Consider the following 13,834-nt stretch of genomic DNA (forward strand, 5'->3'; position numbering starts at 1 on the left):
CCGCAGGAGCAGGCCTTCTCGCGAGAGCGGAGTTCCGCGCCCCGCCGTAGCCTCGGCCCATGGCCCGGACGGTCGCCGAGAAGATGGGGGTGCGCGCCGGCTCCCGGGCGCACCTCGTCGGGGCGCCCGCCGAGGCGGTCGCGGCGATGCGGCTGCCCGAGCTCGACCTCGCCGCGGACCTCACCGGCGCGTTCGACTACCTCCACCTCTTCGTCACCCGCCAGGAGGACATGCGCGCCGGCTTCGGCCCGCTGCGCGACCACCTCGCCCCCGACGGGCGGCTCTGGGTGTCCTGGCCCAAGGGCGGGCGGCTCGGCACCGACCTCACCATCCGGTCGGTCATCGCCATCGGCTACGACCACGGCCTCGTCGAGAGCACCGCGCTGCGGGTGGACGACACGTGGTCGGCCCTGAAGTTCACCCGTCCCAAGCCCGGCAAGACCTACCGAAACAGCTACGGCACGCTGCCCGGCGGACCGACCCGGTCCAGCCGTCCGGGATCCGAGACGGACCCGCAGGACCCTGTCCGGGGACGCGGCCCCGGACGACGATGACCGCACGTGCTGCCGACGGAGGGACCTGACATGAGCGCCACCGACGACTTCCTGCACAACGCCGAGGCGTACGCGGCCGCGTTCACCGGGGGCGACCTGGCGATGCCGCCGGCCCGGCACATCGCCGTCGTCGCCTGCATGGACGCGCGCCTCGACCCCGCCGGGCTGCTCGGCCTGCCGGACGGGTCCGCGCACGTCATCCGCAACGCCGGCGGCGTCGTCACCGACGACGTCGTCCGGTCGCTCGCGATCAGCCAGCGGCTGCTCGGCACGCGCGAGATCGTCCTCCTCCACCACACCGACTGCGGGATGCTCACGTTCACCGACGACCAGTTCAAGGCGCAGATCGAGGCCGACACCGGGATCCGGCCGCCGTGGGCCGCGGAGTCGTTCCGCGACCCGGCCGACGACGTGCGCCAGTCCCTCGCCCGGATCGCCGCGAACCCGTTCGTCCCGCACAAGGACCAGGTCCGCGGCTTCGTCTACTCGGTCACCGACGGGACGCTCGCCGAGGTCCGGTAGCGCCGGCGGTCACCAACGGGGGTGGACCGCCTCCCGCAGGTCGCGGTCGTAGATGGTGCGGACGACGTCGTCGAGCTCGGCGGGCAGCTCGAGCGAGCCGGCCGCGGCGTTCGCGCGCGCCTGCTCGGGGGAGCGGGCACCGGGGATGACGGTGGAGACGCCGTCCTGGGCGGCCACCCAGGCGAGGGCGACCTGGGCCGTGCTCGCGCCGGGGACGAGGAGGCGGGCCGCCGCGGCGAACTCGGTGGCGGCGCGCACGCCCGTCTCGAAGTCGACGCCGGAGAACGTCTCGCCGACGTCGAAGGCCTCGCCGTTGCGGTTGAAGCTGCGGTGGTCGGTCTCGGGGAACGTCGTCTCGGAGGTGTAGCGGCCCGAGAGCAGGCCGCTGGCGAGCGGGACGCGGGCGATGATGCCCACCCCAGCCTCCCTGGCCGCCGGGAGCACCTGCTCGAGCGGCTTGAGACGGAAGGCGTTGAGGATGATCTGCACGGTGGCGACGTTCGGCCGGGCGATGGCGGCCAGCGCCTCCTCCACGAGCTCGACGCTCACCCCGTAGCTCGCCATGACGCCCTCGGAGACGAGGGTGTCGAGGTCGTCGAACACCCGGTCGATGCCGTAGACGGCGGTGGGCGGGCAGTGGAGCTGGACGAGGTCGAGGGTGTCGACGCCGAGGTTGCGCCGCGACCGGTCGGTCCAGGCGCGGAAGTTGTCCATCGAGTAGTTGGCCGGCTCCTGCGGCAGCCGCCGGCCCATCTTGGTCGCGACCGTGACGTCGAGGCCCGGGTTGTCACGCAGCCAGCGCCCGATGAGCGCCTCGCTGCGACCGTCGCCGTAGACGTCGGCCGTGTCGAGCATCGTCACCCCCGACTCGACGGCGGCGTCGAGGACCGCGCGCGCGTCCTCCTCGCTCACCTCGCCCCAGTCCGAGCCGAGCTGCCAGGTGCCCTGGCCGATGACCGAGACGGTGCGGCCGGTGCGGCCGAGGGTGCGCGTGTCCATGGGACTCCTTCGCTGGGGGGTTCTCCTCAGCCTAGCCACGGGCCGTGACGCCCGGTGTGCGGCGGCGCCGATGGTGGGGTGGGATGGGATCGGCGGCACTCGTCGCCGGCCCCAGCGCCGCCCACCGAGAAGGAGAGATCATGCCCAACCCCGTGGTCAACAAGGCGAGCACCGAGTGGAAGGGGGAGCTGTTCACCGGTTCGGGCACCACCAGCCTGGACACCTCCGGCACGGCCACCTTCGACGTCGCGTGGAAGTCCCGCGGTGAGGAGTCCGGAGGGACGACGACGCCCGAGGAGCTCATCGCCGCGGCCCACGCGACCTGCTACGCCATGCAGCTGTCCAACATGCTCAAGGAGAACGGCACCCCGCCGACGGCGCTCGACACCTCCGCTGCCGTGACGTTCGTCGCCGGCACCGGCATCACCGGCATCGAGCTCACGGTGAGCGGCACCGTCGAGGGGATCGACGCCGGCACCTTCGACGAGATCGCCCGCAAGGCGAAGGAGACCTGCCCGGTGAGCCAGGCGCTCTCCGCCGTCGAGATCACGCTGAGCGACGTCCGCCTGGCCTGAGCGACCGCCCCTCCGGCCGGCGGCCGGGGGAGGTGGCGAGCCCGACACGTCAGGCTGCCCCGGGGCGCGGGGCAGCCTGACGTCTGCCACCGATAGCCTGGGGCCATGGCCCAGTCCCTCACCCTGGCCGACGTCGTCGGCCTCCTCGAGAAGCGCTACCCGCCCGGCACCGCGGAGAGCTGGGACGCCGTCGGGCTCGTCGCCGGGGACCCGGCCGCCCCGGTCCGCTCGGTGATGTTCGCCGTCGACCCCGTCCAGGTGGTCGCGGAGGAGGCGATCGCCGCCGGCGTCGACCTCCTCGTCACCCACCACCCGCTCTTCCTGCGCGGCACGACGACGGTCTCCGCGGGCACCCCCAAGGGCCGTGTCGTCCACGAGCTCGTCCGGGCCGGCTGCGCGCTGTACGCCGCCCACACCAACGCCGACGCCGCCGCCGGGGGCGTGGCCGACGCGCTCGCCGACCTCCTCGAGCTGCGCGAGCGCCGGCCGCTCACCCCGCACGACGCCGCACCGCTCGACACCCTCACCGTCTTCGTCCCGCAGGACCACACCGAGGTGGTGCTCGACGCGCTCGCCGAGGCCGGCGCGGGCGCCGTCGGCGAGTACGACCGGTGCGCGTTCACCGTCACCGGCCAGGGCACCTTCCGGCCCGGCGAGGGCGCCAACCCCACCATCGGCGAGCGCGGGGAGGTCACCGAGGTCGTCGAGGACCGCCTGGAGATGACCCTGCCGCGCGGACGCCGCGCCGCCGTCGTCGCCGCGCTGCGCGCCGCCCACCCCTACGAGGAGCCGGCCTTCTCCGTCGTCGAGCACGCTCCCCGCCCCGCCGGCACCGGCGTCGGGCGCATCGGCACGCTGCCCGAGCCGACCACCCTGCGCGCGCTCGCCGAGCGCGTCGCCGCCGTCCTCCCGGCGACCGCCCAGGGCATCCGGGTGGCGGGGGACCTCGACGCCGAGGTCCGCACCGTCGCCGTGTGTGGCGGCTCGGGTGACTCGCTGCTCGGGACCGTGCGTGCCCTGGGCGCCGACGTCTACCTCACCGCCGACCTGCGCCACCACCCCGCCTCCGAGGCGCTCGAGGCCGGTCCGCCCTACCTCCTGGACGCCACGCACTGGGCCAGTGAGTGGCCCTGGCTGCCGGTGGCGGCGGCCCGCCTCGAGGAGGACGCCCGCGCGGCGGGCGGCGAGCTCGCCACCCGCGTGAGCACGATCGTCACCGACCCGTGGACGCTGCGCCTCGCCGCGCCCGACAATGACAGCACGACCGACAACGAGGGAGTCGCCCAGTGACCACAGCCCCGGTGGCCGACCAGCGCCGCCTGCTCGACATCCAGGTACTCGACACGCGCGCCGCGAAGCTGGGTCACCAGCGCCGCAGCCTGCCCGTGCTCGGGTCCATCGCCGAGCTCGAGGGAAGGCTGGAGGACCTGAGCCGCGCCCAGGTGGAGGAGCGCACCGTCGTGGCCGACACCCGCCGCGAGGTGGCCAAGGCCGAGGCCGACGTCGAGCAGGTGCGCCAGCGCGCCGCGCGCCACCAGGCCCGCCTCGACTCCGGCGCGGTGAGCGCCAAGGAGGCCCAGGCGCTGCAGGGCGAGCTCGAGCAGCTCGCGCGGCGGCAGGGCGCCCTCGAGGAGGTCGAGCTCGAGGTCATGGAGCGACTGGAGCAGGCCGAGGCCCGCCTCGCCGAGCTCGAGACGCAGGAGGCCGCGATCGCCGCCGACGTCGCCCGCCACACCAAGGCGCGCGACGCCGAGTGGGCGACGATCGACCGCCAGCTCGAGACGATCACCGCCGAGCGCGCCGCGCTCGCGGGCCGGATCGACGCCGGGCTGCTCGCCCTGTACGACCGGGTCCGGGAGCGCACCGGCGGGCTGGCCGCGGTCGCGCTGTACGGCTCGCGCACCGAGGGCACCCAGCTCGACTTCTCGCTCACCGAGCTCGACGCGATCCACTCCGCGCCGCCCGAGCAGGTCGTCCAGCACGAGGACTACGGCTACATCATCGTGAGGATGGAACCGAAGTGAGCCAGGCGAGCCTCTTCGACACCGAGCCGGCCGAGCAGGAGGCGCCCAGCGCGCGCCCGGGCCGGGTCCTCGTCGTCGAGGCCGACGGTGGGTCCCGGGGCAACCCGGGCCCTGCCGGCTTCGGCGCGCTCGTCCGCGAGGGGGGCACCGTCCTCGCCGAGCGGGCCGCCTTCCTCGGCGTGTGCTCGAACAACGTCGCCGAGTACAGCGGCCTCGTCGCGGGCCTGCGCGCCGCCGCCGCGATCGACCCGACCGCGTCGGTCGAGGTCCGGATGGACTCCAAGCTCGTCGTCGAGCAGATGTCGGGTCGCTGGAAGATCAAGCACGAGGACATGCGCCGCCTGGCCGACGAGGCCCGCACGATCCTGCCCGCCGGGCAGGTGCGCTACACGTGGGTGCCACGGGCGGAGAACTCCGCCGCCGACGCGCTCGCCAACGCCGTCATGGACTCCGGCGGCAGCATCGAGCGCGACCACGCCTCGGACGGCGAGCCGGTCACGGGCCGAGGCGAGGACGTCCCGGCGGACGACTGGCAGGCCGAGGAGCCGATCCCGGACGTCGACGCCGGTGCACCGTCGCTCGCCGACCCCGGCGCCATCACCCTCGTCCTCGTCTCACCCGGCACCGCTCCGCAGGACCACGGGGAGGACCCCGAGCTCACCGAGCAGGGCGTCGAGCTCGCCGGGGCGGCCGCCGCGCTCGTCGACCGGATCGGCGGGGACCTGTGGCCCCACCTCGCCCCGCCCACCGTGCTCCTGTCCTCACCGCTCGTGCGCGCCCAGCAGACCGCCGAGCTCATCAGCGAGGTCGCCGGGCTCGGGGTGCCCACCATCGACGACGACTTCGCCGCGGCCCGGCCGGGGGAGAGCCGCGAGGACCTCGCGCAGCGGGTCGCGCGCGCCCTCTCCCGCGTCGCCGACCAGGCCGGCTGCACGGTCGTCGTCGCCGCCCACGCCGGCGTCATCGCCGCGATCGTCGGGACGGTCGTCGAGGCGCCCACCACCGCGTGGGACGTCTTCCGCGTCGCCCCCGGCACGGTGAGCGTCGTGCGCCTGTGGAGCGGACGCGGGGAGGTCCACGTCATGGGCTGCCCCGCCCAGCTGAGCGGTGAGTAGGCCGCGCCGCGGCGGGTAGACTTCCCGGGCGGATGAGTCGGCCAGGCGGTCGCGGCGCCCTCCGGGGCGACGAGGAACGTCCGGGCTCCACAGAGCAGGGCGGTGGGTAACACCCACCCGGGGTGACCCGCGGGACAGTGCCACAGAAAACAGACCGCCGTCGCAGCCTCCGGGCCGCGGCGGTAAGGGTGAAACGGTGGTGTAAGAGACCACCAGCGTGCCGGGTGACCGGTACGGCTCGGTAAACCCCGCCCGGAGCAAGACCAGACAGCAGGCGCCCGAGGGCTGCTCGCCCGAGCCTGCGGGTAGGTCGCTGGAGGCGCACGGCAACGTGCGTCGTAGATGGATGGCCGCCACCGCGGGACCGGTAACGGACCCGCGGGACAGAACCCGGCGTACCGGCCGACTCATCCGCACCTCTCCACAGGCAGCGTCCCGTCCCGCCCCGTCCACAGACGGCGCGAGGGTGGTCGACGGCGTCACCCGGCGGCCCGCATCGTGGGGCCCACACGGCGGGCACCAGCGCTCGCCCGGGCCGAAGGAGAACCGATGCGAGCCCAGCACGCCGTCCCCGCGGCGCTCGCCGTCCTCGTCGCGTGCCTCGCGGGCTGCACCCTCGCAGCCGACGACGTCGCGGACCCGCCCAGTGCCGACGCCGAGGACGCCGAGGACCCGCCCAGCGCCACCCCGCCGCCACCTGCTGCGGCCCCGTCCGCGCCCGGTGACGCCGCCACCGAGCTGCCCTACGCCGCGCGGATGCCGCCGGAGGAGGAGGTCGACGCGATGGTGCTCGACGCCGCGGATGCCTACCTCGCGCACCGCGCCGCCTACGACGCCGCGGCGCGCACCGGCTTCGCCGACGCCCAGCTCCTCGAGGCGGCCCTGGAGGGGACCGACGGTTCGATGCGCGACCTCCTCGAGCGCGAGAGCGCGAGCCTCGCCGAGGCCGGGCACGTCGTCGAGGGTGGCACCGAGGTGCTCGGGATGGAGGTCGCGTGGCTCGGCCCGCCGACCGCGGACGGCGGCGGCCTGCAGGTGGTCTTCGACGCGTGCGTCCTCGTGCGCGGGGTGCTGCGGGCCCCCGACGGCAGCGTGGCCCGCGACCTCACCGCCGCCGACGCCGTCTACGTCCAGCCCCGCCTCGTCCACGTCGACGGCGGCTGGGTCCTGCACGAGCAGCTCCAGCAGGCCGGCCCGTGCCCCGGCGACCTCACCTCGTGAGGCGCCTGACGCCGGGCCCTACGGCAGACTGACGCGCGTCGTGGATCGCCCGCGGACGGCCACCACCGTCCACCCGCGCCGGGTCCGCCCCGCGGTTGCGGGGGTGTGGAACGATGAACGCGCACCTCCCACCGACCCCCCGTTGGAGCCCTCGTGACGAGCGACGTCGCCCACAGCCCCGCCGGGACCCGCACGGCGAGCCCCGTCCTCGAGGTCTCCGGGCTGGTCCGCCGGTTCGGTGACCTCACCGCCGTCGACGGCGTGTCCTTCCACATCGCCCCCGGGGAGACCTACGGGCTGCTCGGGCCCAACGGTGCGGGCAAGACGACGACGATCTCGGTCGTCGCCGGGCTGCTCGCCGCGGACGCCGGGGAGGTGCGGATCGCCGGCCGGCGGATGGGCCCGCGGGCGATCGCCCCGAAGCGGCGGCTCGGGCTCGTGCCCCAGGACCTGGCCATCTACCCCGAGCTCAGCGCCCGGGAGAACCTCATGTTCTTCGGCCACCTCCACGGTATGCGCGGTGCCGAGCTCAAGCGCCGCACCGACGAGGTGCTCGACCTCATCGGCCTCACGGACCGCGCCAAGGGCCAGACCAAGGAGTTCTCCGGCGGCATGAAGCGCCGCCTCAACATCGGCATCGGCCTGCTCCACCACCCCGACCTGCTCATCCTCGACGAGCCCACCGTGGGCGTGGACCCCCAGTCCCGCAACGCCATCCTCGAGGCCGTCGAGGCGCTGTCGACCGAGGGCATGGCCGTCCTCTACACCACGCACTACATGGAGGAGGCCGAGCGGCTGTGCGACCGCATCGGCATCATCGACGCCGGCACGATCCAGGCCGAGGGCACCCGCGACGAGCTCATCCGGATCATCGGTGAGCTCGACGAGATCAGGCTCGTCGGGACCGGGGACCTCGCGGCGGCGCTGATGGCGCTGCAGGAGATCGGCGCCGTCGAGCGGGCCGTCCTCGAGGGCCGCCAGATCCTCCTCCACGTGCGCGACGCCCCGACGGCGGTGGCGACCGTCGTGACGACGGCGGGCCGCAGCGGGGTCGAGCTCGCCGACGTGGAGATCACCCGCCCGGACCTCGAGTCGGTCTTCCTCCACCTCACCGGCAAGGGGCTGCGGGACTGACATGCGCCAGCTCCTCACGATGACGGGCAACGACCTGCGTCAGCGGCTGCGCGACAAGTCCGTCCTCATCTTCGGCATCGTCGTGCCGGTCGCGCTCATGCTCGTGCTCAACCTCGTCTTCGGGGACACCGGCGACGTCGAGCTGGGGCCGGTGACGGTCGCCGCGTCCGCCCCCGCCGACGACGCCTCCGCCCAGGTCCTCCTCGAGACGCTCACCCGGATCGAGGGCCTGGACGTCACCGTCGAGGAGGTCCCGGCCGACGAGGTCCGTCCGATGGCCGAGTCCGGGCAGGCGCAGCTCGGGCTCCTCCTGCCCGAGGGGTTCGGCGAGGACGTCGACCAGGGCCGCGGCGCGCGGGTCGAGATCATCGAGGGCGACGGGGCGGGCATGGAGACCGACGTCCTCGTCGCCGTCGTCCGCGGCGTCGGTGAGCAGCTGACCGCCGGCACGGTCGCCACCCGCGCCGCCGCGGCGGCGGGCGTGCCGCCCGAGGATCTCGCGACGATCGCCCGGGAGGTGGGGGAGGCCCCCGCCAGCGTGATGACCGTCGAGGGCACGACGGCGACCGAGCAGCTCGGCGCGTCGGCCTCGCTCGTCGCCGGGCAGGCCGGACTGTTCCTCCTGTTCACCGTCGGCTTCGGGGTGCTGGCGATCATCAACGAGCGCGACCAGGGCACCTTCGCCCGGCTGCGGTCGATGCCGATCCCGCCGGGCCTCATCGTGGCCGCCAAGGCGCTCGCCGGCTACGTGCTCGGCGTCGTCGCCACCCTCGTCCTCCTCACCGCCGGCGTCCTCCTCTTCGACGTCGAGTTCGGCTCCCCGCTGCTCGTCCTCGTCCTCGTCCTGTGCGTCGTCGCGGCGGCGACGTCCCTCACCTTCGTCGTCGTGCGGGTGGCACGCACCTCCGAGCAGGCGGGGGTGGCGCAGTCGATCATCGCCGTCGTCCTCGGCCTCGCCGGCGGCGCGTTCTTCCCCGTCACCGCGACCGGGCCGCTCTCGGTGGCCCTCGACCTCAACCCGGTCTCGGCCTTCACCCGCGGCCTGGGGATCAGCGCGGGCGGTGGTGGCCTGTCCGAGATCGCCGGCCCGGTCCTGGCGATGCTCGGCTTCGCCCTCGTCGCCGCGGTGGCCTCCCGGCTCCTGCCGGACCGGGGGGTGGCCGCATGATGCCGGTCCTGGCCATCGCCGGCACCGAGCTGCGCCGCTACCTGCGCGACCGGTCGAACATCTTCTTCTTCCTCATCTTCCCGCTCCTCCTCGTCGTCGTCATCGGGCTGCAGTTCGGCGGGCAGGGCAGCACGGGACGGGTGGTCATCGCCGGCGCCGGCGGTGAGCTGCGCTCGGCGCTGACCACCGAGCTCCGGGACGCCGACGCCACGGTGAGCACCGCCGACGCCGACGCGATGCGCGAGCAGGTGGCACGCGGGCGCGCGGACGTCGGCCTCCTCGTCGAGGACGACGCCGAGCAGTCCTTCGTCGCCGGCCGGCCCGCCGAGATCGAGCTCATCGTCTCCTCCGAGGCCAGTGCCCCCGGGGCGGTACAGGTCGTGCTCACGGCGCTGCAGACCCTGTCCCTGGAGCAGACCGAGCTCGCCGTGCTCACCGCGCGCGGCGTGCCGGAGGGGGAGGCCGCGGCGGCGCTGGCCCGGGCCCGGTCGGACGTCGCCCCGGTCGAGATCGGCGTCGTCGACGTCGACGAGGTCTCCCAGGAGCTGGGCGGCCTGGGACAGTTCGACCTCGGCGCAGCGACGATGCTCCTGCTCTTCGTCTTCCTCTCCACGCTGGGCAGCGCGGTGACGCTCATCGAGTCCCGCCGCCTGGGCGTGCAGCGCCGGGTGCTCGCCGCCCCGGTCTCCGGCACGCAGGCGATCCTCGGGCAGATGCTCGGCCGGTGGGTCATCGCCAGCGCCCAGGGTGTCTACATCATGGTCGCGAGCATCCTGCTCTTCGACGTCGACTTCGGCAGCCTCCCGCTGGCGCTGCTCATCCTCCTCGTCTTCGGCGCGGTGGCCACCGGCGCCGCGATGCTCCTCGGGGCGCTCATGGACAACGAGGGCGCGGCCAACGGGGTGGCCGTCGGCGCCGGCCTCGTGCTCGCCGCGCTCGGCGGGTGCATGTTCCCCCTCGAGATGTTCCCCGACACCCTGCGCACCGTCGCCAACCTCACCCCCCACGCGTGGGGCTACGAGGCCTTCGCCGAGATCCAGCGCCACGACGGCGGCCTGCTCGACGTCGCCCCGCAGCTCGCGGTGCTCGCCGCGATGGCCGTCGGCCTCGTGCTCCTCGGCGCACTCGCGCTGCGCCGCAGCACCGCCCGGGCGATGTGACGTCCGGCGTAGCATCGGTGCCCATGGCCGAGGACTCCGTGCGCGTGGACAGCTGGCTGTGGGCCGTGCGCCTGTTCAAGACGCGCTCCCAGGCCCAGGCGGCCTGCCGCGGCGGGCACGTGCGCGTCGACGGGGACCGCGCCAAGCCGGCGACGCTCGTCGGCCCGGGGAGCAAGGTCGTGGTGACCGGCGGGGAGATCGAGCGCACCGTCGTCGTCCAGCGGGCGCTGCGCAAGCGTGTCGGCGCGCCGCTCGCCGCGCAGGCGATGATCGACGAGACACCCCCGCCCCCGCCGAAGGTCGAGCGGGCGGCCGTTCCTCAGCGCGAGCGGGGTGCCGGCCGGCCGACCAAGCGGGAGCGGCGCGACATCACCCGCCTGCGCGGCTACTGAGCAGCGCCATCTGGGACTCGTGGTCGGCCCGCACCCGCGGGTCGGCGAGGCGGTGGTCGTGGGGCGGCGTCCCCGCGGCGAGGTCGGCGAGGTAGCGCTCGTCGGCGTGCACCCGCCGGTGCCCCACCCAGCGGTGGGCGACCCGCCCGTGGCCCGGGACGACCACCCGCGGGTCGAGGTCGGCGAGCCGGCGCAGGGAGTGGCGGTACTCCTCGAAGGCGTCCGGTGCGTCGTCGAGCAGGGGCACCTCGACGTCGGAGAGCATGTCCCCGGCGATGAGCACCCCCTCCTCGGGCAGGTGGAGGCTCGCGTGACCGGGGGCGTGGCCCGGCGTGGGCACGACGACGGCGCGCGGGCCGGTCCACGGCACCTCGGTGGTGTCCGGGGCCAGCGGCGTCGTCCCGCCGATGACGTCCCACCGGTACCCGGGCAGGTCGCGTGACGCCTGCGCCGTGAGCTCCTCGGCGGTGGCGGCGTCGGTCGCCACCGACGTCGCCCAGCGGGGCACGTCGGGCAGCGCCGCGGACCACAGGACGTGGTCCCAGTGCGGGTGGGTGGAGAACCCTGCGGCGACGTGCCAGCCGCGGCGGGACACCTCCTGCTCCAGCGCGAGGATCTCCTCGGGCGTGAGCGCCGGGTCGACGAGCAGGCAGGCGCCGTCGTCGTCGACGACGAGGGTCGAGGTCGTCAGCCACGTGGGCGACGTGACGACCCAGACGTGACGGGCGACCTGCTCCATGAGAGCAGGCTACGGCGCGATCAGTGGTAGTTCGCGGCGGCGAGGGCCGCAGCCCCGACGATGCCCGCCTGGTTGCGCAGCGCGGCCGGCACGATCGGGGCCTGGAGCTCGAGGAGCGGGAGGAACTGGTCGGACTTCTTGCTCACCCCGCCACCGACGACGATGAGGTCGGGGGAGAAGAGCATCTCGATCGTCTCGAAGTACCGCTGGAGGCGCTTGGCCCACTTCGACCAGGACAGGCCCTCGCGCTCGCGGGCGGAGTCGGCGGCGCGGCTCTCGGCGTCGTGGCCGTCGATCTGCAGGTGGCCGAGCTCGGTGTTCGGCACGAGCGTGCCGTTGACGATGAGCACCGAGCCGATCCCGGTGCCGAGCGTGGCGACGAAGACGACCCCCTCGACGCCCTTCGCGGCGCCGTAGACGGCCTCGGCGTAGCCGGCGGCGTCGGCGTCGTTGACCGCCACGACGCGGCGGCCGACCGCCTCGCTCATGATGGCGGGCACGTCCACGCCCTGCCACGACTTGTCGAGGTTGGCGATGAACGGCACGACCCCGTGCTTGATCGGTGCGGGGAAGGTGAGGCCGATCGGGACGTCGGCGGCGAGGTCGAAGCTCCCGACGAGCTCCTCGACGACGGCGGCCACCGCCGCGGGCGTGGACTTCTCCGGGGTGGGGATGCGCAGCCGCTCCCCGGCGAACTCGCCGGCGTCGAGGTCGACGGGCGCTCCCTTGATGCCCGAGCCGCCGATGTCGATGCCGAAGGCGACGGGTGTGCTGCTGGCTGAGGACATCGGCGCTGCTCCGTGGCTCGGGGTCGGTGACCGACAGCGAGCCTACCGCCGCGACGCCGGCCCGGCTCAGGTGACGGGCCCGGCCGTCTCCGTGAGGGAGTCCCGCCACGCGTCCAGGCCCTGCTGCACCTGCTCGTCGGTGCGGTGCTGGACGCGCGTCATGATCGTCCACCGCACCCCGAACGGGTCCTGGACGGAGGCGAAGCGGTCCCCGGTGACGTCGAAGACCTGCGCCTCCTCGCGCACGCGGGCCCCGCGCTCGCGGGCGGCGGCGAGGGTCGCGTCGACGTCGGGGACGTGGACGGCGAGGCTGAAGCAGGCCTCGTCGGTGCCGGGGTCGCAGGCGACGGCGTGGAACTGCGGTGAGGGGTCCATGACGGTCATCCGGCCGTGCCCCAGGTCGAGCTCGCAGTGCCACACCGAGCCGTCCGGCCCGTCCATGCGGGTGGTCGTGCGGGCACCGAGGACGGCGCGGTAGAACTCGATCGCCTCGGCGGCGGGGGAGACGACGAGGAGCGGGCTGAGGGACGTGGCGCCCTCGGGGAGAAAGTTCGTGCTCATCCCTCCAGCGTGCCTAGGGTGGCGCGCATGGGGCTTGAAGATGCGCGCCACCCTCCGGAGGGTGCGGTGCTGTGGCCCGCCGCCGGCACGCGCGTGTTCACCACCCGGCGCCTGGAGCTGCCCGCGCCGCTCGACGAGGTCGGCGCGTACTTCTGGTCGGTGACCTGGCGCCGGGAGGAGCGCTCGCCCTTCCGCCAGGAGGTGCTCAGCCACCCGCTCACCCACCTCACGGTCGAGGCGGCCGAGGGCGGGGTGCTGCACGGGCTGGCGGTGCCGGCGGCGCTCGTCCACGGCCTGGTCACCCGGGTGTTCTCGGTCGACCTGCCGGTCGCGGGCAGGGTGGCCGGCGTGGCCTTCCGTCCCGGCGGGCTCGCGGCGCTCCTCGGCCGCGGCGTCCACGACCTCACCGACGCCGTCGTCCCGGCCGGGGAGGTCCTGCCCGGCGTCACCGGGCTCGCGGGCTCCGTCCTCGCCGAGGAGGACGACGCCGCCCGCCGCGACGTCCTCGCCGTCCACCTCGAGGGGCTGCTCGCCCCGCGCCTGCGCGAGGTGCGGGAGGACCCCGGCTACCGGACCGTGCGCGAGGCGGTGCGCCTCATGCGCGTCCGTGAGCACGTGGCGCTCGGACCGGTCGCCCAGCGGCTCCACGTCTCGGGGCGCACGCTGCAGCGGCTGTTCACCCACTACGTCGGCGCCTCGCCGCTGTGGGTGCTGCGCCGTCACCGGCTGCAGGACGCGGTGGCCGCGCTCGACGCGGGCGGCGGTGAGGACCTCGCCGAGCTCGCGGCGTCGCTCGGCTTCGCCGACCACGCGCACCTCACCCGCGCGTTCACCGCCGTCGTCGGGGTCCCGCCCTCCCGCTACCGGGCGGGGGAGCGGTGA

Annotated in this window: 16 protein-coding genes and 1 other RNA gene; 13 read left to right on the forward strand and 4 right to left on the reverse strand. The window is 74.7% G+C overall.

Annotated features, from left to right (window positions below):
* Positions 1-59: 59 nt before the first annotated feature.
* Entirely contained in the window at positions 60-554 is a 495-nt protein-coding gene (locus FE251_RS05965; RefSeq protein WP_223147571.1) for a DUF3052 domain-containing protein, read from the forward strand.
* Positions 555-584: 30 nt separating this feature from the next.
* On the forward strand, positions 585-1,076 hold the full coding sequence (locus FE251_RS05970; RefSeq protein WP_139948239.1) for a beta-class carbonic anhydrase: 492 nt from the start codon (positions 585-587) through the stop codon (positions 1,074-1,076).
* 9 nt (positions 1,077-1,085) lie between these two features.
* Here FE251_RS05970 and FE251_RS05975 read toward each other — a convergent pair whose 3' ends face one another.
* Positions 1,086-2,075 carry an aldo/keto reductase gene (locus tag FE251_RS05975; protein WP_139948240.1) on the reverse strand — a complete coding sequence of 330 codons (990 nt, stop codon included), beginning with the start codon at positions 2,073-2,075 and terminating at the stop codon, positions 1,086-1,088.
* Between the two features lie 140 nt (positions 2,076-2,215).
* On the opposite strand from FE251_RS05975, the gene FE251_RS05980 reads away from it, so the two are divergent.
* The 10 genes from FE251_RS05980 to FE251_RS06025 all read left to right on the forward strand — a co-directional run bounded on the left by FE251_RS05980 (position 2,216) and on the right by FE251_RS06025 (position 10,864).
* A complete protein-coding gene (locus FE251_RS05980; RefSeq protein WP_139073024.1) occupies positions 2,216-2,650 on the forward strand; it encodes an OsmC family peroxiredoxin in 435 nt (144 codons plus the stop codon).
* Between the two features lie 105 nt (positions 2,651-2,755).
* Positions 2,756-3,940 carry a Nif3-like dinuclear metal center hexameric protein gene (locus FE251_RS05985; RefSeq protein WP_139073025.1) on the forward strand — a complete coding sequence of 395 codons (1,185 nt, stop codon included), beginning with the start codon at positions 2,756-2,758 and terminating at the stop codon, positions 3,938-3,940.
* The gene (locus tag FE251_RS05990; protein ID WP_139073026.1) at positions 3,937-4,674 is read left to right on the forward strand and encodes a zinc ribbon domain-containing protein; all 738 of its coding nucleotides are present in this window, start codon (positions 3,937-3,939) and stop codon (positions 4,672-4,674) included. The genes FE251_RS05985 and FE251_RS05990 overlap by 4 nt, the downstream gene beginning before the upstream one ends.
* Entirely contained in the window at positions 4,671-5,789 is a 1,119-nt protein-coding gene (locus tag FE251_RS05995; protein WP_139948241.1) for a histidine phosphatase family protein, read from the forward strand. Before FE251_RS05990 ends, FE251_RS05995 begins: the two co-directional genes overlap by 4 nt.
* A 33-nt stretch (positions 5,790-5,822) precedes the next feature.
* Positions 5,823-6,203, forward strand: an RNA gene (gene rnpB, locus FE251_RS06000) — RNase P RNA component class A.
* 135 nt (positions 6,204-6,338) lie between these two features.
* Positions 6,339-7,010 (forward strand): hypothetical protein, encoded by a 672-nt coding sequence (locus FE251_RS06005; protein ID WP_139948242.1) that lies wholly within the window; start codon positions 6,339-6,341, stop codon positions 7,008-7,010.
* 153 nt (positions 7,011-7,163) lie between these two features.
* Positions 7,164-8,144, forward strand: coding sequence for an ABC transporter ATP-binding protein (locus tag FE251_RS06010; RefSeq protein WP_218013693.1), 981 nt, complete (start codon positions 7,164-7,166; stop codon positions 8,142-8,144).
* 1 nt (position 8,145) lies between these two features.
* Complete coding sequence (locus FE251_RS06015) at positions 8,146-9,312, forward strand: ABC transporter permease (RefSeq protein WP_230976563.1); 1,167 nt, start codon at positions 8,146-8,148, stop codon at positions 9,310-9,312.
* Positions 9,309-10,472 carry an ABC transporter permease gene (locus FE251_RS06020; RefSeq protein WP_139948243.1) on the forward strand — a complete coding sequence of 388 codons (1,164 nt, stop codon included), beginning with the start codon at positions 9,309-9,311 and terminating at the stop codon, positions 10,470-10,472. The genes FE251_RS06015 and FE251_RS06020 overlap by 4 nt, the downstream gene beginning before the upstream one ends.
* Before the next feature lie 23 nt (positions 10,473-10,495).
* A complete protein-coding gene (locus FE251_RS06025; RefSeq protein WP_139073030.1) occupies positions 10,496-10,864 on the forward strand; it encodes an RNA-binding S4 domain-containing protein in 369 nt (122 codons plus the stop codon).
* Here the strand turns inward: FE251_RS06025 and FE251_RS06030 are convergent.
* The 3 genes from FE251_RS06030 to FE251_RS06040 form a co-directional block, all read right to left on the reverse strand.
* Positions 10,842-11,603: an MBL fold metallo-hydrolase gene (locus FE251_RS06030; RefSeq protein WP_139948244.1), complete on the reverse strand. Its 762-nt coding sequence runs from the start codon at positions 11,601-11,603 to the stop codon at positions 10,842-10,844. The genes FE251_RS06025 and FE251_RS06030 overlap by 23 nt on opposite strands.
* A 20-nt stretch (positions 11,604-11,623) precedes the next feature.
* Positions 11,624-12,391, reverse strand: a complete 768-nt coding sequence (ppgK, locus tag FE251_RS06035; RefSeq protein ID WP_139948245.1) for a polyphosphate--glucose phosphotransferase — start codon at positions 12,389-12,391, stop codon at positions 11,624-11,626.
* Between the two features lie 66 nt (positions 12,392-12,457).
* Positions 12,458-12,952 (reverse strand): VOC family protein, encoded by a 495-nt coding sequence (locus FE251_RS06040; protein ID WP_139948246.1) that lies wholly within the window; start codon positions 12,950-12,952, stop codon positions 12,458-12,460.
* Positions 12,953-12,979: 27 nt separating this feature from the next.
* On the opposite strand from FE251_RS06040, the gene FE251_RS06045 reads away from it, so the two are divergent.
* Positions 12,980-13,834 (forward strand): AraC family transcriptional regulator, encoded by an 855-nt coding sequence (locus tag FE251_RS06045; protein WP_139948247.1) that lies wholly within the window; start codon positions 12,980-12,982, stop codon positions 13,832-13,834.

This window comes from Georgenia wutianyii, from assembly GCF_006349365.1.
GTDB lineage: Bacteria > Actinomycetota > Actinomycetes > Actinomycetales > Actinomycetaceae > Oceanitalea > Oceanitalea wutianyii.

What these genes read in the sequence shown, in the direction of transcription:
- FE251_RS05965 (WP_223147571.1), top strand. Translation starts at nt 60, where the DNA reads ATGGCCCGGACGGTCGCCGAGAAGATGGGGGTGCGCGCCGGCTCCCGG.
- FE251_RS05970 (WP_139948239.1), top strand. Translation starts at nt 585, where the DNA reads ATGAGCGCCACCGACGACTTCCTGCACAACGCCGAGGCGTACGCGGCC.
- FE251_RS05975 (WP_139948240.1), bottom strand. Translation starts at nt 2,075, where the DNA reads ATGGACACGCGCACCCTCGGCCGCACCGGCCGCACCGTCTCGGTCATC.
- FE251_RS05980 (WP_139073024.1), top strand. Translation starts at nt 2,216, where the DNA reads ATGCCCAACCCCGTGGTCAACAAGGCGAGCACCGAGTGGAAGGGGGAG.
- FE251_RS05985 (WP_139073025.1), top strand. Translation starts at nt 2,756, where the DNA reads ATGGCCCAGTCCCTCACCCTGGCCGACGTCGTCGGCCTCCTCGAGAAG.
- FE251_RS06005 (WP_139948242.1), top strand. Translation starts at nt 6,339, where the DNA reads ATGCGAGCCCAGCACGCCGTCCCCGCGGCGCTCGCCGTCCTCGTCGCG.
- FE251_RS06015 (WP_230976563.1), top strand. Translation starts at nt 8,146, where the DNA reads ATGCGCCAGCTCCTCACGATGACGGGCAACGACCTGCGTCAGCGGCTG.
- FE251_RS06020 (WP_139948243.1), top strand. Translation starts at nt 9,309, where the DNA reads ATGATGCCGGTCCTGGCCATCGCCGGCACCGAGCTGCGCCGCTACCTG.
- FE251_RS06025 (WP_139073030.1), top strand. Translation starts at nt 10,496, where the DNA reads ATGGCCGAGGACTCCGTGCGCGTGGACAGCTGGCTGTGGGCCGTGCGC.
- FE251_RS06030 (WP_139948244.1), bottom strand. Translation starts at nt 11,603, where the DNA reads ATGGAGCAGGTCGCCCGTCACGTCTGGGTCGTCACGTCGCCCACGTGG.
- ppgK (WP_139948245.1), bottom strand. Translation starts at nt 12,391, where the DNA reads ATGTCCTCAGCCAGCAGCACACCCGTCGCCTTCGGCATCGACATCGGC.
- FE251_RS06040 (WP_139948246.1), bottom strand. Translation starts at nt 12,952, where the DNA reads ATGAGCACGAACTTTCTCCCCGAGGGCGCCACGTCCCTCAGCCCGCTC.
- FE251_RS06045 (WP_139948247.1), top strand. Translation starts at nt 12,980, where the DNA reads ATGGGGCTTGAAGATGCGCGCCACCCTCCGGAGGGTGCGGTGCTGTGG.